Below are 21549 nucleotides of genomic sequence, written 5' to 3'. Positions count from 1 at the left end.
CTTTGCAGTCTATCAAAATTAGTATAACAGGATGCTCTTATAGTCCTTATTACACTAATTCTATCCTTAATTTTTAATTTTTTTAATACATAATTGTGAACAGAAGATCCTTTATTCAATCGATGGGCCTCATTACCGGAGGCGCGTTTATCAGCTTACAATCTAATGCCTTCTCTAAATTAAAAAGAGATAAAACCATCAGAGGAACAGTAACCGATGGTAGAAGAGGTGTTGCAAATGTGGTGATTTCCGATGGTTATAGCGTTGTGGTAACAGATGCCAAAGGAAACTACACCATTACTACCGATGACAGGGCTACTAATATATTTATGAGTACGCCTGCAGGTTATGAGTTTAAAACGGATTACCATATAACAAGACAATACGAAACCCTGGGAAGCCGTAACGAATATAACTTTAAGCTTAAAGCTTTAAAAGGGAACGATAAAAAGCACAGTTTCATCATCTGGGCTGATCCACAGGTAAAAAGTAAAAAGGATGTAAAGGAAATGATGGATACAGCTGTGCCGGATGTAAAGCAACTTGTGAAATCAATGGGACCTGATGCCTTGGTTCATGGTATTTGCGTTGGAGATATTGTATGGGATAACCATGCTTTGTTCCCTGATTACAACCAGGCGGTAGCGGAAATGGGCATTCCGTTTTTCCAGGCCTTGGGTAACCACGATATGGATTATAGAATGGGTGACGATGAAACATCCGATAAGACTTTTAAAGAAGTATTTGGCCCAACTTACTATTCATTTAACCGTGGTAAAGCGCATTATGTAGTGTTAGATGATGTCCGTTATCTGGGCAGTGAACGTTTGTATGATGGTTATATCAGCGAAAACCAATTATCATGGTTAGCCAAAGACCTTAAATACGTAGCTAAAGATCAATTACTGGTTATTAGTGTACATATCCCTATACACAATTCGGTTAAAAATAATGCAGAGCTTTATGCATTATTAGAGGGGTATAAAAATGTCCATATCATGTCGGGCCATACCCATTACAACCTCAATAAAATGACCAATGGTATATATGAGCACAACCATGGTACCGTATGTGGTGCGTGGTGGACAGGGCCAATCTGTGAAGATGGAACCCCACGAGGCTATGGTGTTTACGAGGTAAATGGAACCGACTTGAGTTGGTATTACAAATCAACAGGCTTTGATCAGACAAAACAGGTTAGTCTGTTTGTGGAGGAATTGACCAACCAAAAGAGATTAATTGCCAATGTCTGGAATTGGGATCCGGAATGGAAAGTAGAATACTTTTTAGACGAGAAACCAATGGGCGGTCTGGAACAACAAAAGGGATTTGATCCATTAGCGGTACAATTGTATAGAGGTGATAAAATGCCGGTTACAAGATCGTTCGCAGAACCTAAAAAAATGGACCATTTATTCATGGCACACTTTAACCCATCTGTAAAAAACATTAAGGTAATCGCAACGGATCGCTTTGGCAAAAAATATACAGTTAGCCTTGATGCTTAAAGAAAACTAAATAATCAATATACGAATCGATCATGAGGGCATAACTCATGATCGATTTATTTTTATTAACAACTAAAATATAAACTAATGAAGAATGTAATTTGTGTAGCCGCTGTGGCTTTGTTAAGTTTTTCGGGCTGTAAAACCATGAAAAACTCCAATTCAACTGCCAGCACAGAATTTCCGGCGTTCAGTACAGAAGGACACAGGGGCGCCAGAGGCTTAATGCCTGAAAACACGATCATCGGTATGCGTCATACCATTGATCTGGGTGTTACCACCCTGGAAATGGATACCCACATTACTAAAGATGGCAAAGTGGTTGTTACCCACGACGATTACCTGAGCCCGGGATTTATGCTGACTCCGGATGGTAAAGAAATCCCAAAATCTGATGCTAAAAAATATCCGGTATATCAGATGAACTATAGCGAATTGAAGCAATTTGATTTGGGTACAAAGTTTCATGCAGGATTCCCTGACCAGAAAAAGATCAAAACTTATATCCCATTGTTGTCTGATCTGATTGATGATGTACAACAATACACAAAAGGCAAAAAGCAGATGTTCTATAACATCGAAACTAAGTGTAGCCCCAAAGGTGATGGTATTGTAAATCCAGGTCCTGAAGAATTTGTAAAGCTGTTGATGGATGTGATTGAGGAAAAGGGAATTACTCCATATGTGGTAATCCAGTCTTTCGACAAAAGAACATTACAAATTCTGAATAAAAAATACCCTAAAGTACGTACCTCTTACCTTATTGATGATAAAAATAAAAAGACTGTAGCACAAAATATTGATGACCTCGGTTTTACTCCTTTTATTTTAAGCCCGGCTTTTAAAATGGTAACCGCTGATCTGGTTAAACAATGCCATGAGCGTAAGATTAAAGTAATTCCATGGACACCAAATACCAAGGAAGATATTGCCAAATTAAAGCAATTGAACGTAGACGGTATCATTTCCGATTATCCTAACCTTTTTTAAGTTAATCAGAGAGTTTCCCTGATTAATTACTTTTCAACGCTATCAACTAACCAAGCACTACAATAAGAATACCCACTAACCAAAACAAATGAGTAAATTATTTTCACCGGCACCACATAAAGAACTGCTGCCTTTAAACAGAATAGACCCAGAATACAAAAAGCAACGTTTTAAAGTATTTCTTGGTATATTTCTGGGCTATGCAGGTTACTACCTGGTACGTAAAAACTTTTCATTAGCAATGCCCGATCTTGTTGATCAGGGCTTCACTAAAGCACAGTTAGGCTTTGCATTGTCGGGCGTATCTATCGCCTATGGTTTAAGTAAGTTTTTAATGGGAAATGTGTCGGACCGAAGCAATGCACGTAATTTTCTGACTACTGGATTGGTGCTCTCGGCTTTCACCATGATTTTTATGGGGATTTTTCCTTTTGCTACTTCATCCATCACTGTCATGTTCGTTCTGTTATTCATTAACGGATGGTTCCAGGGGATGGGATGGCCTCCATGCGGTAGGGTAGTCGTGCACTGGTATTCCATAAAGGAACGCGGTACCATGATGTCCATCTGGAATGTAGCACATAATGTGGGCGGGGGACTGGTTGGTCCGATCGCTATTTTGGCTATTGAGATCTTCGCCGACTGGCACAGTAAGTTTTATTTTCCGGGACTGATCGCCTTGGGCTTTGCTGTTATTGCCTATATTCTGGTTAGAGATACCCCACAATCATGCGGATTACCACCTATTGAGGAATATAAAAATGACTATCCGAAAAATTATTCGGTAGATCACGAGAAAGAATTAACAGCCAAAGAGATTTTCTTTAAATATGTATTTAACAACCGGATATTGTGGTATATCGCTTTTGCAAATGCATTTGTTTACCTGGTTAGGTATGGTATTTTGGATTGGGCGCCTACTTTCCTTGAAGAGGCGAAAGGCTTTTCTTTAAAGGAATCGGGCTGGGCATATTTCTTTTATGAGTATGCTGGAATTCCGGGAACATTGTTATGCGGATTGATCAGTGATAAAGTATTTAAAGGACGCAGGGCTCCGGCAACTATTATATATATGGTACTGGTGCTATTTGCTGTATTGGTATACTGGAAAAACCCACCGGGAAACATCTGGATTGATAATGCTGCATTAATTGCCATCGGCTTCCTGATCTATGGTCCTGTGATGCTGATTGGCGTGCAGGCGCTTGATCTGGTACCTAAGAAAGCTGCGGGTACTGCTGCAGGCTTAACTGGTCTTTTTGGCTATATGGGCGGTGCTTTATTCGCCAATATAGCTATCGGTATTGTGGTTGATAAATGGGGATGGGACGGTGGTTTCGAGGTAATTGTAGCTGCTTGTGTACTGTCCATTTTCTTTACTGCATTAACCTGGAACAGAGAGAAACGCAATTTAGCCGCGCAATAAATTTCATATAATTGGATAGCTATATAATTTAATATGTTGATGAACCATTCATTTAAAAAGATTATAGCAGGATTAAGTTTAGTCTTGCTATTTGCCTCTATAAACACAAAGGCCCAGGTGCTAAACTGGGACAGCACTTACAGGCCGGCAGCATACCTTAAAAAGGTAGAGACATTTAAAACGGAAGGCATCTCTAAAAAGGACTTTGTGTTTTTAGGGAATAGTATCACAGCAGGTACCGACTGGGGAAAGGTTCTGGACTTACCTAATGCTAAAAACAGGGGTATTTCAGGAGATATAACCTTTGGTGTTCTGGAACGTTTGGATCAGGTTATTTGCGACAAACCTTCAAAAGTATTTGTGTTGATAGGTATCAACGATATCTCTCGAAATGTACCTGATAGCATCATCCTAAGGAATTATAAAACGATCATTAGCAGAATAAGATCAGGTTCAAAAAGATCGAAGATCTATTTTTATACGCTGTTGCCTGTAAATAGTTCGTTTAATAAGTTCAAAAATCATTATGGTAAAGATGAGCATATTTTATGGCTCAATTCGGAGATCAGAAAACTGGCTGCGAAAAAGGTAACTATTATCGATTTGTATCCACACTTCTTAGACTCAGAAAATCATTTAAAAGCAAATCTAACACACGATGGATTGCACCTGAAGCCGGAAGGCTATAAGGTTTGGGCAGAGGTGCTCAAAAAGGGAGGCTATTTATAGTAGCCAACCTTTACTAAACATTATTTTTTTACAAAAGCCATTGCGGGCCTGTTCAGATATTGATCAGGCCTGTTTATGTAAGGGGTGTTGTGATAGGTTTCCTTACCCAGCCTTTTAAGCGTTTTATAGTGAGAAACCAAGGCTGTACCGAAGGTTGGGCTCTCGTTATAATCCAGGTTAAATTCCGCTGCTGTTTGCTTTACAATTGCTCCAATAGCAGGGTAGTGGATGTGACATATTTTAGGGAAAAGATGATGCTCCACCTGCCTGTTTAATCCACCACATAAAAAGCTGGTTAGTTTACAATCCACAGCAAAGTTGGCTGTGGTCTGTAGTTGATGCACCGCCCAGGCCTCTTCAATATTACCCTCTTCATTAGGGAAAGGAAATTCTGTGCCCTCAACAACATGCGCCAGCTGGAATACCAAACCCAGTACCAGCCCTTGCGAAAACTGCATCACCAGGAAGCCGATAACAAACTGCCACCAAGTGATGTTCATCACCAGCAATGGGAGTACAATGAACAGGAAATAGTAGATTCCTTTGTAAAAAAAGAGCTTGAAGTATTCGATTTTAGGGTGTACACACACATGTTCTCCGATTTTTTTCTGGAAGAATTTCTTATAATCTTTTCTAAATACCCAGGAAAGCATAGCGAAACTGTACAATAGAAAAGCGTAATAGTGTTGATAGCTTTGTACCTTATTTACGGTTTCAGCTTCTGAAAAACGGATCAGACCTGGCGCAACATCAATGTCTTCATCATGCCCCGCAATATTGGTATAGGTATGGTGGACAATATTATGGCAGATGTTCCAAACATAGGGACTGGCACCAATCAGGTTAAAGACAAAGCTAAAAACCTTATTAATGTTAGCATTTGATGAATAAGCTTTATGGATGGCATCATGACAGACATTAAAGCCTACAAAAGCACCAAACATGCCCAACAGTGCGCAAAGCAGGAGTGTTACTGTCGCGTTGAATGCACCGAGCAGAATCATCAGATAAATGGCCGTCAGACCTATCAGGAAAAAGATGGTTTTAAACCACATCGCCCCGTTTGCATGTATTGAAATATTATTGTCAGTAAAATAGGCATCTACCCTTTTCCGCACAGTCACATAGAATGTCGAGTTATTGACATTTGTGAACTTAACCTTTTTTCTCATAAATTGTTCCCCGATGGGTAGTGTGTTTCGCTCCGCAGTTAATTCAGCTAATGTAACATAATTAAAACGTACATCGCATTATCATATTACTAATGTGTGTGTTGATATGATTATATTTAGGTACGAAACATCAATCAGTTTGGATTTTCATTTATATTTACCGTTAAATTAATGGTACTCTAAGAATCATTATAAGAATATAGATGGAAAACATCAACATCAAGCAGTTGGCAAAAGCCCTGAACCTGTCTACCTCTACAGTTTCCAGAGCTTTTAGGGATAATAGTGATATCAGTAAGGAAACCAAGGAAAGAATACTGGCTAAGGCAAAGGAATTCAATTATCAACCTAATCATTACGCAAGTAATCTTAGAGAGCAGCGGAGTAAAACGATTGCTGTAATTGTACCTGAGCTGGCCAATAACTTTTTCTCGCAGGCTATACACGGTATCGAGAAGATTGCCCGTGATAAGGGATATCATATTTTGATCTATGCCACGGACGATGTGTTTGAGAAGGAAGTCTCTTTTATCAGACACTTGCACAATGGCAGAGCTGATGGAATTATTATGTCGGTAAGCGGTGAAGCAAATGATCATACTTATCTGAATGAACTTACACAGAAACGCTTGCCACTGGTTTTCTTTGATAGGGTTTATGAGGATATTATTACTCCAAGAGTAATTACAAATGATTATGATAGTAGTTTCTCTGCAACACAGCACTTGATTAAACAAGGTTGTAAGCATATTGCTTACCTCGTGATCAATAAAAACCTATCGATTGGTAAGTTCCGGATGCAGGGATATATAGACGCTTTACAGAAATATAATATTCCTTATGATGACAGGTATGTTGTTGATTGCACAAATAGTTATACCAAAAATAATGCGATCTTAAAGAGAATGCTAACGGAGTTAAAGCCTGATGGCGTTTTCACTTCTGTGGAAAGGCTTGCATTTGCTACCTATTATGCTTGCTATGACTTGAATATTTCGGTCCCGGAGCAGCTAAAGGTGATTGGATTTTCAAGTCTGGAGATCGCCCCTTTACTGAATCCTTCTTTAACTACGATTACACAACCCGCCACAAAGATTGGAACGGAAGCAGCAAATCTTTTATTCAGAATGTTGGAAAATCCAGAATCCGTAGACCCAAACGAAAAGATTGTCCTGAACTCAAAACTTATAAAAAGACGGTCGACCGAAAAAGGCTAAACTAAGTCATTTTTTGGAGTCGCTCAAGCTGCAATTTTAGCTTAGAAAAGGAACGCTAAAATAGTCGGAATTTCAGGCCAGAAAAGGGCGTTTTTTGAGCGCTTAAAATGACCGTTTTTGAAAAAAAAATCTGACACTTTTCCCGTTTTACGCAGAATTTTTCCTGTCCGCTATGAACACACCTCTTAAAACTGTTGAAAAGTTCGGGATCGTTCCCGGGAACGATCCCGAAAAAGACGAAAAAAAAGGCTGATTGGTGTTTTATGAGATTTTGTTTTTAATTAATTGATTTTTAGTGTGTTGATGTTTTTTATAGGCGTTTTTTCTAATCAATCTTGCAAATTTTTTTGCTTGTTTTTGGTGATTTGGAATATAAAATATGGTGTTAAAAAAAAATATGATATAAAATTTTGAATTGTCGTTGCCGACTGTAAATTTACCATAAGTGTTACATACACTTAACGTTAACCAAATATTACATCCTAAAAACGAGTTTAAATATGAAAGTATTTTACCTAAAAAAGCATTTCTTTTTGGTGCTTTTGGTTTTAACAGCACTAGGGGCAAACGCCCAAACGGGTGCTCTCCTTGGAAAGGTACTGGACGAGACCGGGCTTCCTCTTCCAGGAGCATCTGTCCAGATCAAAAGCCTCAACAAAAACACACTTACTAATGCAGATGGAACTTACAAAATTTCAGGCTTAAGTAATGGGACTGTATCGTTATTGATAAGTTATGTAGGCTATCAGTCAAAGCAGGAATCTGTAAAGATAAATGGCAACACTGTTGCTAACTTTAGTCTGAAGCCCGATGCCCAAAGCTTAAATGAAGTTGTTGTGGTAGGTTACGGAACGCAAACACGCAGGGAAGTAACAGGATCTATCTCTAAAGTAACCGGTGATAAACTTACCGCCATCCCTACGCCTAGCTTTGAAGCCAGCTTACAAGGGCAGGCACCAGGTGTGCAGGTAACACAAGGTAGTGGATTGGCAGGAAGCGGTTCCATCATCAGAATTCGTGGTATTGGCTCTATATCTGCCGGTGGTGATCCACTTTATGTGGTAGATGGTATTCCAATTACTTCCGATCCATTTATTGGTGATAACCGTGGCGGGATGAATCAAAATCCATTAGCAACTATCAATCCTAATGATATAGAATCTGTTGAGGTGTTGAAAGATGCGGGTGCTGCCGGGATTTACGGCTCACGTGGGGCAAATGGGGTAATCCTGATTACTACCAAACGTGGTAAATTGGGTAAGCCTGTGATTTCATTGTCTTCCAAATATGGCTTCACAACGTATGCCAATCGCCCGGAATTTGTAAGCGGACCAGAATGGTTGCAATTGCGCCAGGAAGCATGGGCTAACGATGGTAATACTGGGTTGGCAACTTTGCCCAATGGCCTAAGTTGGGAAGTTGCAGAACAGAACAATACCGATTGGTGGGGGCTATTAACAAAAACGGGACATACCAACGACCAAAGTGTTTCTTACAGTCAGGGAACAGAACGCATCAAAGCTTTTGTGTCTGCCAACTATAGCAATAACGAGAGCTTTCTGAAAGGAAATGCTTATCAACGTTATGGTATGAGAACTAATATTGATGTAAAAGCTACTTCTTATTTTAATGCAAGCGTTAATGTGGCTTACGACAGGGGAACCAATACCAGAGTTAATGCTGCCTGGGGTGGAGGTTTGGGAGATGCGATGTCGACCGCCCTACCAATTTACCCCGTATTTAATGCCGATGGTACCTATTTCAACAAGGGAGCGAATCCGGTAAGGAATGTAGATCTTTTAGATTGGAAATCTGTTACAGACCGTGTAATTGCCGGTGCTACATTAGAGTTTAAGCCTGTTAAGGATTTAAGCATTAAGGCCATCGCTAATATTGATAACATGGACGTAGAGGAAAATCAATTCCAGCCAGCAGCACTTAGGGATCAAACAAGGGGCTATGCCAACTCATGGCCGGTAAAAATATTTAACAATACTTTCACAGGAACAGCAAATTACGACCTGCATTTGGGAGAGAAGAGTAAAATCTCTTTTTTGGCTGGTGTAGAAACACAGTTGTCTTACCGTAACAGATATCCTGGTGGTATTTATGGTGAGGCTGATGGCCCTTTTAACAAAGACCTTAAAAGCTATAACGATGCGGTTACCTTACTAGGTGCCGGAACATTATTCTATGTGGCACGCGATGAAAAAGATACCTTCGAGTCGTTGTTCGCAAGGATCAATTATTCTTTTGACAATAAATATTACTTGCAGGTACTGGCCAGAAGAGACGGCTCATCTAAATTTGGTCCCGATAATAAATACGGCTATTTCCCTGCTGCATCAGCATCATGGTACATCAGCGAGGAAAACTTCCTAAAAGGAAATAAAGTGTTATCTAATTTAAAACTAAGAACTAGTTATGGTTTAGTGGGTAGCTCGCAGTTTAGATCTGGACAATATGCCGCCTTTTTTAACCCTGGCTCCATATACAATGGGACTAATTCGGTATACCCCGACAACATTGCAAATCCTGGGCTTAAGTGGGAAGAGGCTCGTAACTTCGACCTGGGCTTAGATTTCGGCTTTTTCAACAACAGGATTAGCGGCGAATTCGCTTATTACCATAAAAAAACAACAGGAGCATTACTTAATGGTGCAATATCGCCCTCTACCGGTTTCTTAACAGGTTGGGTAAATGTGGGAACCATCTCTAACGAAGGTTTGGAATTGAGTTTAAATACGATCAACATCCAGTCTGATAGTTTTAAATGGGTTACACGTTTAAATGTTTCCCAGAATAAAAATAAAGTACTCGATTTAGGAGGGTTCTCTCCTGATGCCGTTTCGGGTGGTACCAACGATACCAGGATAGCTATCGGTTATCCCCTTGGTGTAAATTTCCTGGTAAGGTATAAAGGCGTAGATCCTGCGGATGGACTACCTATCTGGTTAAACAAGGATGGCTATGAGACCAAAACTTTTTCTTTGGATGACCGTGTAATTACTGGTCAGGTATTGCCGGATTATGTAGGTGGTTTAACCAATACATTTACTTACAAAGGGTTTGAGCTGAATACGATGTTCACTTTCGCCATTGGTGGAAATCTTTATGATGGTTCAGCCAAACGCCAGTTGGGTGTGGTAACAGACTGGAATATGCGTACGGATATTGCAGACCGCTGGCAAAAGCCTGGAGATATTGCCAGATTCCCAAGATTGACATTAAATACCAATACTTATCCGGGACTGGCCAGTGAATGGCAATACAATTCCACCATGTTTTTGTATGATGCAACATTTGTAAGACTAAGGGAGGTTACGCTTTCTTACGCAGTTCCAGTAACCTTTGCCAACAAACTTCGGTTGAATAATTTGAAAATGTTTGCCTCAGGAATGAACCTGCTGACTTTCTCTAAATACCCGGGCGGTGATCCGGAAATTGCCAGAGACTTTGTCAATGCGCAGGATAGGAATATGAGTCCCAATGTTACTTATCTGACCACTCCTCAGCAAAAGAGTTTAACATTTGGATTGTCTACCTCATTTTAATTATTGACCCATTAGAACTACGAAGATGAAATTCAATTATAAAAACATTATAAAAGTGGTGGTTGTACTTGCTGTACTTGCCGGTACAGGAACAGGATGTAAAAAGTTCCTGGATTCCCCACCGGCATCGAAGCTGCCCGAAGAAGAAGCCCTTGCTGATGAAGCAGGCGTAAGAACAATTCTTACCGGCGCCTATCAGATTGTAGGTGGAGATTTTATGTTTGGTGGCAGAACAAAAATCATGAGCGAACTGGTAGCCGATCAGCTTGATGGAACCCAGTTGTCAGGAGATTTTGGAGAGACTTTCCAGCGTAAATCATCCATTTTCGGAGAATACAAAAGAGATTTGTATACGCAGTCGTACCAGGGTATTTATCGTGCCAATACGGTATTAAAATATCTGGATAAGGTTAGCCCGGCTAATCGCGATAATGTGGAGGGGCAAGCACTGTTCATCAGAGCCCTGATTCATTTCGAACTGGTAAAGCTTTTTGGGCAGCCTTATGGTTTCAATGCGGATAATTCACAGTTTGGTATCCCAATCAGATTGACGGCTACAGCTGAATCCAAAGTCAGATCTACTGTAAAACAGGTGTATGATCAGATTATAGCCGACCTGAAATTAGCCGAAACTAAAATGCTGGACAATAATGCCGGATTTGCTGATAAATGGGCGGCCAAAGGGTTATTGGCTAAGGTGTATTTTCAGATGAATGATTTTCCTAATGCTTACAACTACGCCAATCAGGTTATTTCTACTAATAAGTACCTTTTGGATGCTACCTATGAAACACGATTTTCTGAGGGCTTATCTAAGGAAAGTGTTTTTCAGATTATCTCTACCAGAGGTGTTTATGAAGCAGGAGGACATTTGAGAGACAACATGCGCTCGACCTTTACTGTTCCAACAATCAGATTTACAAAGGCCACTTTTGATCTTGTTAATACACCTAATGATATTAGAAAAGCTTTTATAGATGGGGTTAAATATCCAGGTCTTTATGCCCTTACAAAATACAATAAGGACAGGTTCAATATTCCTGTGGTTTACCTTACAGAATTAAAACTGATCAGGGCCGAATCTGCTGCGGAAAGTAACACCAATCTGGATGTGGCTATTAAGGATGTGAACGATATTATGAACCGTGCTTATGCTGGTGCTAAAACTATTCCGCTGAACTCAAGCGCGGCGTTTATCATTACGAATGCAAGACTGGAGCGCAACCTGGAATTTATAGGTGAGGGCGTCAGACTTTCGGAAATAAAACGTATAGGCGCAAGAGGTGGAGAGAATGTAGATAAACGCGGATCAGTTTGGAACTGCCCGGGTTTCATTTTACAGTTTCCACAAGAAGAAATGGCTACAAATCTGAATTTTCAGCGCAACCCGGAAGGCAACTGTTTTTAATTCTACACTTTAAGATATAAACGTATGAAACATATTCAACATACCCTATTCGCCATCTGTATCCTTTTGATATGGAGCTGCAAGCCTGAAGATTTTGGGCCGATTGGTGAACCACAAAATATTGTAAAGTCAATTCAGGGGAACTGGGGTTTAACAAAAGTTACGCAAATTGATCAGGATGCCAGTACAAAAGGCTTCCCTTATAAGCAGCTCGACATTACAGCGGTTTACCCATATACTGATTTAGCTGTTGCTTTTTTGGGTGACGCTCAAGGGAATCCCACCACATTTACCATCACTTCAGGTAATTCACCTAAAATTACAGACCTCACTTCTGGAAATTGGACGGTAGATAATGTAAAAGCCCCAACTGCCATCTCATTAAAAAATGGGACAGTAGTTAATATCCTCAGTATAGGCTCTTATATAAGTTTGAAATCGGGCAAACTGATCATCAAAAAAGATAAAAAATTAAACGGAAAGGTCATTCTTTCTTATCAGTATGAATTCACTAAAAAGTAGACCGGTCATGAAAAAGATATTGTTATTAATCATATGCAGTTTTGGTGCCATATGGGCATCCGGACAAGGGAAGGTTACTTTAAGCCCGGCAGCATTTACTTCAGAAGATGAGGTAACTATTACACTGGATGTAACAGGTACGCCATTGGCTGGAGCCAATGATGTTTATGTATGGGCTTTTTCAAATGATGGTGTAGGTGGAGGCAAGGATGCAAGTACCAATGGACAGTGGGCTGCTTCATCTGAAGATGCTAAAATGACCAAAACGGCAACCAATATATTCACCTTTAAATTTACTGCTACAACATTGTTTGGGCAGAGTCCGGCTGAGCTGATCAACTTCGGTTTCCTGGCCAAATCCAAAGATGGATCTAAACAAACACCGGATTATAAACCGTTTAAATTTGATCCATTGGTGTTCACTGCATCTCAATTTAGACTGTTCCCAGCAAAATTGGATTATACAGATATGGCTACGGTGTATTTTCACCAGAACCTGGCTACAGATGTTAACCTCCAAAGAATGACCAATATAAAAGTGAGTTTAAGCTTTTACAACGAGGCAGGAGATCCAGTTGGTTCAAAACAGAACATTGTAACGGTAAAGGAATCAGCTATTCTGTTCTCTTATTCTTTTATTCCTGAAAGGGTAATCACTTTTCCGGCGGCGACAAAGCTAGGCAAGTTTAGCTACCAGTTTACCGGTACGGTAAAAGATGCAAATGGACTTGATGTAACAACGAACGGTCCTGTAACTGAAGTGGTTTACACAGTATTCAATTAATCTTAAGGTGATGAAATACAAAATATTATACACGCTTCTTGCATTTGTAGCAATTGCTTTTGGATGTAAGAAAACAACTTTTGACGATGCATCAAAGGGAGAGGCATTAGGCGCTTTTACTGCAACTGCACCAGCTAACAATACAATGTTGGCACTCAACTCGGCCACACCAGGTAAAACTATAGTGATTAGTTGGACTGCGGCCAAGCCAGGGGTAAGCACCACACCTGTTTATAAATGGGTAGTTGCTTTAAAAACAGGGTCAATTGATCAACCGATTCTCGAATTTGCATCAGATAATGGTGGTAAAGCCACAACACTTACTTTGACGCAGAAACAACTTGACGATGCATTGAAAGCAAAAGGTATTGCCGATGGTGCAAAAGCAGAGTTAGTATGGCGCATTGTTGCTGATAATGGTACGGTAAAAGTGAATGGCGATACCTTTAACATCTCAGTAACCAGATTTGGCGATGGGGTATCAAACTTTATATTATACGGCCCTGTTTCCAGTGCTAATGTGATCACCATCAACCCAATATTAACGGAACAAACACTTAATTTTAAATGGCAAAAATCTTTTGCTGGAAAGGCCGGTGCAAATGTGACTTACAAAGTTAAATTTATCAAACCTGGTGGGAGCTTTGAAACTCCATTATTTGAGTTAACTTCAAACAATAGCGGACTGGATTCTAACCTAAATGTAACTTATAAAAATTTTGATGCTGCTTTGACCACTGCAGGTTTAGCTGATCAGTCGACCATTGCTACCTTAAAATGGAGCGTTGAGGCAACTTCTGGCACATTTATCAAGTTCTCTGACTATACCAATGATGTTTCTATCCTTAGGGATGTAAACCTGTTTATGGTAGGTAGTGCTTCTGAATTTGCCTGGGACAATGGTAATCCAACTTATATGTATCGTGATGAAACAAATAGAGGTAGTTACATTTATACCGGTTACTTAAATGCAGGTGAGTTTAAATTTATTACCGTTGTTGGCAGTTGGGAAACACAATACGGCAACGATGGTAGTAACGGTGTTAAGCTGAAAGCTAAAGGATCTGATCCTGATCCAGACACCTATAAAGTAGCTCAATCAGGCTACTATACGGTAAAAATCAATATCAATGCACTGACTTTCTCCATCACTCCATATGATGCCACAGCAGCAACGAGCTATAATTCAATTGGAATTATTGGGGACTTTAACGGATGGGGCGATATTACTGCTATGAGTAAAACGACCTTTAATCCACACATTTGGACAATTACGCAAACCATCGCAGCAAATACCGGAATGAAATTTAGGATTGCTACCGGCTGGGATGTGAATTGGGGTCCGGTGTTAGCCAATGTAAATGGAAAATATGGAAAGGCTGTAATGAACGGCGAAAATCTTAGCGTAAAACCCGGTACTTATAAGATACAGTTCAACGATTTGACTGGAGATTTTATTTTCTATAATAAATAAACGGATAAAACTAATGTAATGCCGGCCTGGAATATTCTGGGTCAGCATTACTGTTCCTGATGCTGCATGGACATTGTTCAAATAAAAAGCGCGTAACCCCATTTAACATGAGAAAACTATTTATTGTATTATTTTTTACCCTTTTAAGTGGCTTGGTAAATGCCCAAAAACTGGAACGTATAGAACCGATGTTTTGGTGGGCAGGGATGAGTAACCCCAAACTACAGTTATTGGTGCATGGCGCCAATATTGCATCAACGGATGTGCAGTTAAGCTATCCAGGTGTTAAGCTGATAAAGGTAAATAAAGTAGAAAGTCCAAATTACCTTTTCCTCGACCTTGAAATTGCTGCGGATGCAAAGGCAGGAAAATTTCCAATTGAGTTTGTGCAGGGTGGAAAAAGAAAACTACAGTATACCTATGAACTGAAAAACAGGGAGAGCAGTCCAACACGTATACAAGGTGTAACAAATAAAGACCTGATTTATCTGTTGATGCCAGACCGTTTTGCAAACGGCGATCCTAAAAATGACGTGGTAAAAGGAATGCGTGAAACCAAGCTAAATCGCGATTCGATGTATTACCGCCATGGTGGGGATATTCAGGGCCTCATAAATAAATTAGATTATCTCAAAGATCTTGGTGTAACATCCATTTGGATAACACCTGAAATTGAAAATGATATGCCGCTTGTTTCGTATCACGGCTATGCAGCAACAGATCATTATAAGATAGATCCTCGTTATGGCACACTGGCGCTTTATAAGACTTATGTAGATAAAGCACATGAAAAAGGTTTAAAGATTGTAAAGGATATTGTGCACAACCACATGGGGACGGGACATTGGTTTTATACGGATTTGCCTATGAAAGATTGGGTAAACCAATGGCCCGCGTATACACAAACCAGCTATAGAGATGAACCTGTTATGGATCCTCATACTTCAGAAGCTGATAAGAAGAAAATGCTGGATGGATGGTTTGTACCAAGTATGCCCGATTTTAATCATAGAAATCCTTTTGTACAGAACTACATTACTCAAAACCACATCTGGTGGGTGGAGTATGCGGGTATTGATGGCTTAAGACTGGATACTTACCCATATAACGATCCTGATTATATGAAGGATTGGGCGCAAAAGATAAAGGCTGAGTTTCCTACACTGTCTATTTTCGGAGAAACACTGGTGCATACTGCAGCTGCACAGGCTTACTTTACTGGTGGCAATACTGTAAGTCGTGGTTTTGATACTGAACTACCGGGAATTACCGATGCCGTTATTAAGAATGCTATTTATGAAGCATTGAATGGTAAGTCGGGCTGGACAGATGGAATTTTCAGATTGTACGCTACCGTAGCGCAGGACTTCCTTTATCAGGATGCAAACCGCAACGTTATTTTTATGGATAACCATGATATGAGTCGTTTTTATTCCATGGTAAACGAGGATATAGATAAATATAAATCAGGTATGGCTTTGCTGTTAACGATGCGCGGTATACCCCAATTGTATTATGGTACGGAGATTCTGATGAAGAACTACTCTAATCCTGATGGTTTGGTGCGTTCCGATTTTTCTGGTGGCTGGCCGGCAGACAAATCGGATAAGTTTACGGCTGCAGGACGTACCCCAAAAGAGAATGAAGCTTTCAATTTCGTTAAAACACTAGCCAATTACCGTAAGAATAATCCGGCTTTGCAAACTGGTAAGCTGATGCAGTTTGTTCCTGAAAATGACATGTATACTTATTTTAGGTATCAACCTGAAGGTACCGTGGATAGTGATCGTGGTAAAACCGTAATGGTTATCGTAAATGCTGATGATACAGCAAAAAATCTGGAGACATCAAGGTTTGCTGAGCGTATGGTAAATGTATCATCGGCAACCAATGTTATCAGTGGCGAAAAACTAAATACAATAAAAACTATTGCTGTACCTGCAAAAACAACATTAGTACTTGAACTCAATTAAATGAACAATAAAACACAACATATAGCCTGCATATTTGACCTTGATGGAGTTTTGGTTGATACAGCTGTATACCATTACCAGGCTTGGAAGCAACTGGCTAATTCATTAGGTTTTGATTTTACATATGCACAAAATGAACAGCTGAAAGGTGTGAGCCGTATGCGTTCATTGGATATGATTTTGAAGTGGGGTGGTATAGAAAAGTCTGAAGCAGAAAGAGAAGCACTCGCTTCGCTTAAAAACTCCTGGTATGTGGCGATGATCAGTAAAATGACTACTGACGAATTGTTACCGGGATCTTTAAAAATATTAGAGAATTTAAAGGCAATAGGAGCTAAAATAGCGCTTGGCTCTGCAAGTAAAAATTCGGCACTTATTTTAAAGCGAACCGGCCTGACTCATTTTTTTGATGCTATTGTAGATGGAAATGAAGTAACTACCTCTAAGCCGGATCCGGAAGTATTTGTGAAAGCGGCCGAACTGCTTGGTGCAACAAATAAGGATTGCGTAGTTTTTGAAGATGCCCTGGCAGGTGTACAGGCAGCAATTGCCGCAGGAATGTATGTTGTAGGGGTTGGTGAAACCGAAAATTTGCCAGGTGCGCAGCTCGTAATTAAAGATCTCTCAGAAATCACAATTGCCGAACTCTTGGCATTAAAAAATCAGGAAACAGAAAAAGGATAATGTACACGAACTGGTTAGCCGGTAAGTATACTAGAGCAGAATAAAGATGAAGAATTACATAAAAGCAGACGAGTGGAATATTATTGAGGAAGATTTTGATCCTCATTTGAATAAAATATCGGAAAGTTTGTTCAGTATTGGCAATGGTCGTATGGGGCAACGGGCTAATTTTGAAGAAACTTATTCTGGTGAAACTCTCCAGGGGAATTATGTTGCCGGAGTGTATTATCCCGACAAAACCCGTGTGGGATGGTGGAAGAATGGATACCCGGAATATTTTGCCAAAGTGCTGAATGCGGCTAACTGGATAGGTCTGGAAATCGATATTGAGGGGGGATTACTGGATCTTTTTACTTGTAAAGTAAGCAATTTTAAACGGGTATTAAACATGAAGGAGGGCACGTTGAGCCGGATTTTCACTGCCGAATTAAAAAGTGGTAAGATTATCCAGGTCGAGGCCATTCGTTTCTGCAGCATTGCTGAAGATGAGTTGGCAGCTTTACACTATAAAATAACCGCGGTTAATTTTGATGGGAATATCAATATAACCTCATTTATCGACGGGGATGTTAGGAATCAGGATGCCAATTATGAGGAGAAATTCTGGACTGAAATAAAAAAGGAACAGGGAGAGGATACGGATTACCTGGTATTACGTACTAAAAAGACGGAATTTGATGTTTGTACAGCAAGCCATACTACGATAATTTATAATGATATAAAACAGAATTTGAAACCTGTTTCCAAAGAAAAGTATGTTGGGAAAAGTGCTGTAATTCATGCAAAACAAGGTAGTGCTGTTCATATTTATAAAATTGCTGCAAATCTTTCCTCTCAGAATTATGACAAGGAAGAGTTACTATTTACTGCTAAAGTAAAAGTAGAAAGGGCCGTCGTACAAGGCTTTGATCAATTGCTAAAAGCACAAACGGAGGCCTGGGCAATGAAATGGAAGGAAAGTGATATCATTATAGAAGGTGACGTTAAGGCGCAACAGGCCATTCGCTTCAATATTTTCCAACTTAATCAAACTTATACAGGTAAGGATGCCCGTTTGAATATTGGACCAAAAGGCTTTACCGGTGAGAAGTACGGAGGCTCTACTTATTGGGATACCGAGGCTTATTGTATACCTTTTTATCTATCAACAGCTCCGGAAATAGTAGCGAAAAACTTACTGGTATATCGTTATAAACAGCTGGATAAGGCTATTGAAAATGCAGAGAAATTAGGCTTTAAAACGGGCGCAGCTTTATACCCAATGGTAACCATGAATGGTGAAGAATGTCATAATGAATGGGAAATCACTTTTGAGGAGATCCATAGAAATGGTGCCATCGCTTTTGCTATATACAATTACACCCGTTATACAGGTGATGAAAATTACCTGGCGCAATATGGCTTAGAAGTACTTATTGGTATTGCACGTTTCTGGAAACAAAGGGTGAACTGGAGCGCAGACAAACAAAAATATGTCATGTTGGGCGTAACCGGTCCTAACGAGTACGAGAATAACATTAACAACAACTGGTATACCAATAAGCTTGCCGCATGGTGTTTAAAATATACTATCGAAGCAGCCTCTGTTGTTAAACTACAGGAGCCGGAAAAGTATAATGCAATACTGGAAAAGACAAAGCTTAGAGAACAATCAGAGTTTGAAGATTGGACAGCTATTGTTAACCAAATGTATTATCCATATGATGAAAAGGAGGGCGTGTTTTTACAGCAGGACGGCTTTATGGATAAAGAACAGATTTTGGTTAAAGATCTGCCTGCCCAGGATAGACCTTTAAATCAGAAATGGAGTTGGGACAGGATTCTTCGCTCTTGCTTTATTAAACAAGCAGACGTGTTACAGGGGATGTATTTTTTTGAGGATGAATATGATCTGGAAACGCTTAGAAAGAACTTTGTTTTTTATGAAAGCAGAACTGTTCATGAAAGTTCTTTATCGCCCTGCGTACACAGCATCCTGGCAGCTAAGCTAAGTGATGAAGAGAAGGCTTATGAGTTTTACCTGCGTACTGCCCGCCTGGATCTGGATGATTACAATAATGATACAGAAGATGGACTGCACATTACGTCTATGGCAGGTACATGGATGAGTATCGTTGAAGGATTTGCAGGTATGAGGGTTCGTAACCATCAGCTTAGTTTTAGTCCTTTCTTGCCTAAAGCCTGGAACGCCTTCTCGTTTAGTATCGGGTTCAGGGGTGTTCAGCTCAAAGTGAAAATTACCGCTACCCAGGTTTGGATATTAAATAATTCTGCTGGCGCACTGGAAATAAGTATATTTAATCAGCTTTATAATGTGCCTCCCGGGGAAAAGGTGATTGATTATAAAAAGCAATTGGCATGATAACGCGCTTAAGAAATATCACTTTGATTGTATTGACTATTATTTGTAGCCAGGATACAATTCTGGCGCAAAAGAAACCAGTTATTTATCAGTTGTTGCCACGATTGTTTGGCAACAAGCAAGCTAATAATATCACCTATGGCACCATTGAACAGAACGGAAGCGGTAAGTTTAATGATATTAGTCTGAAAGCATTGGATGGGATTAAGGAACTTGGGGTAACGTATGTTTGGTATACCGGGATTATTGCGCATGCAAGTCTGACAGATTATAGTGCTTTTGGAATTAAACCCGATGATGCCGATGTAGTAAAAGGACGGGCGGGGTCGCCTTATGCCATCAGGGATTATTATGATGTTGACCCCGATCTGGCTGTAGATGTTAGTCGCAGAATGGACGAATTCGAGGCTTTGCTTGCAAGAACCCATGAAAAGGGAATGAAAGTAATTATTGATTTTGTACCGAATCATGTAGCTAGAAATTATCATTCCCGTTTTAAGCCAGAGGGGCTGGAAGATTTTGGTTTGAAAGATGATGCAACAAAAGGCTTTAGTGCAAGCAATGATTATTATTATATCCCTGATCAACAATTTGTAGTTCCAGGAAAGCCAGGCAAAAATGATCCTTTGTCTGATTTGAGAGATTTAAAATTTGCTGAATTCCCGGCAAAGGCTACGGGTAACAATGTTTTCTCCAAAAGTCCATCAGAAAATGACTGGTATGAAACTGTAAAGCTAAACTATGGGGTGGACTATGCAAATGGAGAGAAAAATCACTTTGACCCTAAACCGCCGGTATGGTTAAAAATGCGTGATATTTTACTTTACTGGGCTTCAAAAGGAATAGATGGTTTCCGCTGTGATATGGCAGAAATGGTTCCTGTGGAGTTCTGGGAATGGGTAATTCCTGAAATAAAATCAAAATACCCTTCATTGATATTTATTGGCGAAGCTTACAATTCTGCGGCTTATGCTACTTACTTGAACAGGGGACATTTTGATTATTTATATGACAAAGTGGGTTTATATGATGGTTTAAAAAGGTTGATTAGAAATGAATCCAATGCGAATGTAAAAGAAATCAGTAAAGTATGGCAGCAAGAAACAGCGGGATTTGGAGATCGCATGTTACGTTTCCTTGAGAATCATGATGAGGAACGGATTGCCTCTGCGGGTTTTGCCGGTGACCCTTTGTATTCGATTCCAGCTATGGTGGTTTCCGCTACTTTATCTGGCGGCCCTGTGATGTTGTATTTTGGTCAGGAGGTTGGTGAACCCGGAAAAGGAGTAGAAGGGTTCGGGGGAGAGGATAACCGGACCACGATATTTGATTACTGGGGTGTACCTGAGCACCAAAAATGGATGAATAATGGAGCTTTTGATGGTACTTTATTAAGTAAAGGGCAGAAAAGCCTCCGTGATTTTTATATAAAACTGATGCGTATTGCGACAAGTTCTGATGCCATAAAAGACGGAAGGATTTACGAAATTCCAGTGTCGGGTAATATGAACAACAGGATGTATGGTTATATCCGGTATACGGCGAAGCAACGCTTGCTGATCATCGTAAATTTTGACCGCGCACAAACCTTAGAAGCCAGCATTAGCCTTCCTGAGGAGGTGGTAAAAATAAAAGCATCAGTGCCGGCTACTGAATTGCTGACCGATAAAAAGTTAAATATCTCTGCCGGTATTAGTATTCCCGTAAAAGTAGCACCCATTTCTGCACAGATTATAGAATTTTAGA

15 protein-coding genes are annotated in these 21549 nt (G+C 39.9%); 14 read left to right on the top strand and 1 reads right to left on the bottom strand.

Annotation, left to right across the window (positions count from 1 at the left end):
* Nucleotides 1-95 precede the first annotated feature (95 nt).
* The 4 genes from B9A18_RS04930 to B9A18_RS04915 all read left to right on the top strand — a co-directional run bounded on the left by B9A18_RS04930 (nucleotide 96) and on the right by B9A18_RS04915 (nucleotide 4653).
* On the top strand, nucleotides 96-1508 hold the full coding sequence (locus B9A18_RS04930; RefSeq protein ID WP_084287637.1) for a calcineurin-like phosphoesterase C-terminal domain-containing protein: 1413 nt from the start codon (nucleotides 96-98) through the stop codon (nucleotides 1506-1508).
* Nucleotides 1509-1595: 87 nt separating this feature from the next.
* Nucleotides 1596-2498: a glycerophosphodiester phosphodiesterase gene (locus tag B9A18_RS04925; RefSeq protein WP_084287634.1), complete on the top strand. Its 903-nt coding sequence runs from the start codon at nucleotides 1596-1598 to the stop codon at nucleotides 2496-2498.
* A gap of 88 nt (nucleotides 2499-2586) precedes the next feature.
* Complete coding sequence (glpT, locus tag B9A18_RS04920) at nucleotides 2587-3924, top strand: glycerol-3-phosphate transporter (RefSeq protein WP_084287631.1); 1338 nt, start codon at nucleotides 2587-2589, stop codon at nucleotides 3922-3924.
* A 39-nt stretch (nucleotides 3925-3963) separates the two neighbouring features.
* Nucleotides 3964-4653: a GDSL-type esterase/lipase family protein gene (locus tag B9A18_RS04915; RefSeq protein ID WP_084288752.1), complete on the top strand. Its 690-nt coding sequence runs from the start codon at nucleotides 3964-3966 to the stop codon at nucleotides 4651-4653.
* A 20-nt stretch (nucleotides 4654-4673) separates the two neighbouring features.
* Here the strand turns inward: B9A18_RS04915 and B9A18_RS04910 are convergent, their stop codons facing one another.
* Nucleotides 4674-5825 (bottom strand): fatty acid desaturase family protein, encoded by a 1152-nt coding sequence (locus tag B9A18_RS04910; protein WP_084287628.1) that lies wholly within the window; start codon nucleotides 5823-5825, stop codon nucleotides 4674-4676.
* A gap of 203 nt (nucleotides 5826-6028) precedes the next feature.
* Here B9A18_RS04910 and B9A18_RS04905 point away from each other — a divergent pair, with 203 nt between their 5' ends.
* From B9A18_RS04905 to B9A18_RS04860, 10 genes are all read left to right on the top strand, one after another.
* Complete coding sequence (locus B9A18_RS04905; RefSeq protein WP_084287625.1) at nucleotides 6029-7042, top strand: LacI family DNA-binding transcriptional regulator; 1014 nt, start codon at nucleotides 6029-6031, stop codon at nucleotides 7040-7042.
* A 500-nt stretch (nucleotides 7043-7542) separates the two neighbouring features.
* Nucleotides 7543-10596 carry a SusC/RagA family TonB-linked outer membrane protein gene (locus B9A18_RS04900; RefSeq protein WP_084287622.1) on the top strand — a complete coding sequence of 1018 codons (3054 nt, stop codon included), beginning with the start codon at nucleotides 7543-7545 and terminating at the stop codon, nucleotides 10594-10596.
* 25 nt (nucleotides 10597-10621) lie between these two features.
* Nucleotides 10622-12004 carry a RagB/SusD family nutrient uptake outer membrane protein gene (locus tag B9A18_RS04895; RefSeq protein ID WP_084287619.1) on the top strand — a complete coding sequence of 461 codons (1383 nt, stop codon included), beginning with the start codon at nucleotides 10622-10624 and terminating at the stop codon, nucleotides 12002-12004.
* A 24-nt stretch (nucleotides 12005-12028) separates the two neighbouring features.
* Nucleotides 12029-12526: a DUF5004 domain-containing protein gene (locus tag B9A18_RS04890; RefSeq protein WP_084287616.1), complete on the top strand. Its 498-nt coding sequence runs from the start codon at nucleotides 12029-12031 to the stop codon at nucleotides 12524-12526.
* A 7-nt stretch (nucleotides 12527-12533) separates the two neighbouring features.
* On the top strand, nucleotides 12534-13310 hold the full coding sequence (locus tag B9A18_RS04885; RefSeq protein WP_144009405.1) for a hypothetical protein: 777 nt from the start codon (nucleotides 12534-12536) through the stop codon (nucleotides 13308-13310).
* A gap of 10 nt (nucleotides 13311-13320) precedes the next feature.
* Nucleotides 13321-14784 carry a SusE domain-containing protein gene (locus tag B9A18_RS04880; protein ID WP_084287610.1) on the top strand — a complete coding sequence of 488 codons (1464 nt, stop codon included), beginning with the start codon at nucleotides 13321-13323 and terminating at the stop codon, nucleotides 14782-14784.
* A 107-nt stretch (nucleotides 14785-14891) separates the two neighbouring features.
* A complete protein-coding gene (locus B9A18_RS04875; protein ID WP_084287607.1) occupies nucleotides 14892-16757 on the top strand; it encodes a glycoside hydrolase family 13 protein in 1866 nt (621 codons plus the stop codon).
* Nucleotides 16758-17441, top strand: a complete 684-nt coding sequence (gene pgmB / locus B9A18_RS04870; RefSeq protein ID WP_084287604.1) for a beta-phosphoglucomutase — start codon at nucleotides 16758-16760, stop codon at nucleotides 17439-17441.
* 46 nt (nucleotides 17442-17487) lie between these two features.
* Nucleotides 17488-19803 (top strand): glycoside hydrolase family 65 protein, encoded by a 2316-nt coding sequence (locus B9A18_RS04865; RefSeq protein ID WP_084287601.1) that lies wholly within the window; start codon nucleotides 17488-17490, stop codon nucleotides 19801-19803.
* Nucleotides 19800-21548 (top strand): alpha-amylase family protein, encoded by a 1749-nt coding sequence (locus B9A18_RS04860; RefSeq protein ID WP_084287598.1) that lies wholly within the window; start codon nucleotides 19800-19802, stop codon nucleotides 21546-21548. Before B9A18_RS04865 ends, B9A18_RS04860 begins: the two co-directional genes overlap by 4 nt.
* Nucleotide 21549: the final 1 nt, after the last annotated feature.

Source organism: Pedobacter nyackensis, from assembly GCF_900176505.1.
Taxonomy (GTDB): Bacteria; Bacteroidota; Bacteroidia; order Sphingobacteriales; family Sphingobacteriaceae; genus Pedobacter; species Pedobacter nyackensis.
This window is presented reverse-complemented; position numbering and strand designations above follow the sequence as displayed.

Bases quoted from the DNA above. Each gene is read 5' to 3' on its own strand.
- glpT (WP_084287631.1), top strand. From the start codon at position 2,587: ATGAGTAAATTATTTTCACCGGCACCACATAAAGAACTGCTGCCTTTA.
- B9A18_RS04880 (WP_084287610.1), top strand. From the start codon at position 13,321: ATGAAATACAAAATATTATACACGCTTCTTGCATTTGTAGCAATTGCT.
- B9A18_RS04900 (WP_084287622.1), top strand. From the start codon at position 7,543: ATGAAAGTATTTTACCTAAAAAAGCATTTCTTTTTGGTGCTTTTGGTT.
- B9A18_RS04875 (WP_084287607.1), top strand. From the start codon at position 14,892: ATGAGAAAACTATTTATTGTATTATTTTTTACCCTTTTAAGTGGCTTG.
- B9A18_RS04885 (WP_144009405.1), top strand. From the start codon at position 12,534: ATGAAAAAGATATTGTTATTAATCATATGCAGTTTTGGTGCCATATGG.
- B9A18_RS04895 (WP_084287619.1), top strand. From the start codon at position 10,622: ATGAAATTCAATTATAAAAACATTATAAAAGTGGTGGTTGTACTTGCT.
- B9A18_RS04905 (WP_084287625.1), top strand. From the start codon at position 6,029: ATGGAAAACATCAACATCAAGCAGTTGGCAAAAGCCCTGAACCTGTCT.
- B9A18_RS04860 (WP_084287598.1), top strand. From the start codon at position 19,800: ATGATAACGCGCTTAAGAAATATCACTTTGATTGTATTGACTATTATT.
- B9A18_RS04915 (WP_084288752.1), top strand. From the start codon at position 3,964: ATGAACCATTCATTTAAAAAGATTATAGCAGGATTAAGTTTAGTCTTG.
- pgmB (WP_084287604.1), top strand. From the start codon at position 16,758: ATGAACAATAAAACACAACATATAGCCTGCATATTTGACCTTGATGGA.
- B9A18_RS04865 (WP_084287601.1), top strand. From the start codon at position 17,488: ATGAAGAATTACATAAAAGCAGACGAGTGGAATATTATTGAGGAAGAT.
- B9A18_RS04925 (WP_084287634.1), top strand. From the start codon at position 1,596: ATGAAGAATGTAATTTGTGTAGCCGCTGTGGCTTTGTTAAGTTTTTCG.
- B9A18_RS04890 (WP_084287616.1), top strand. From the start codon at position 12,029: ATGAAACATATTCAACATACCCTATTCGCCATCTGTATCCTTTTGATA.
- B9A18_RS04910 (WP_084287628.1), bottom strand. From the start codon at position 5,825: ATGAGAAAAAAGGTTAAGTTCACAAATGTCAATAACTCGACATTCTAT.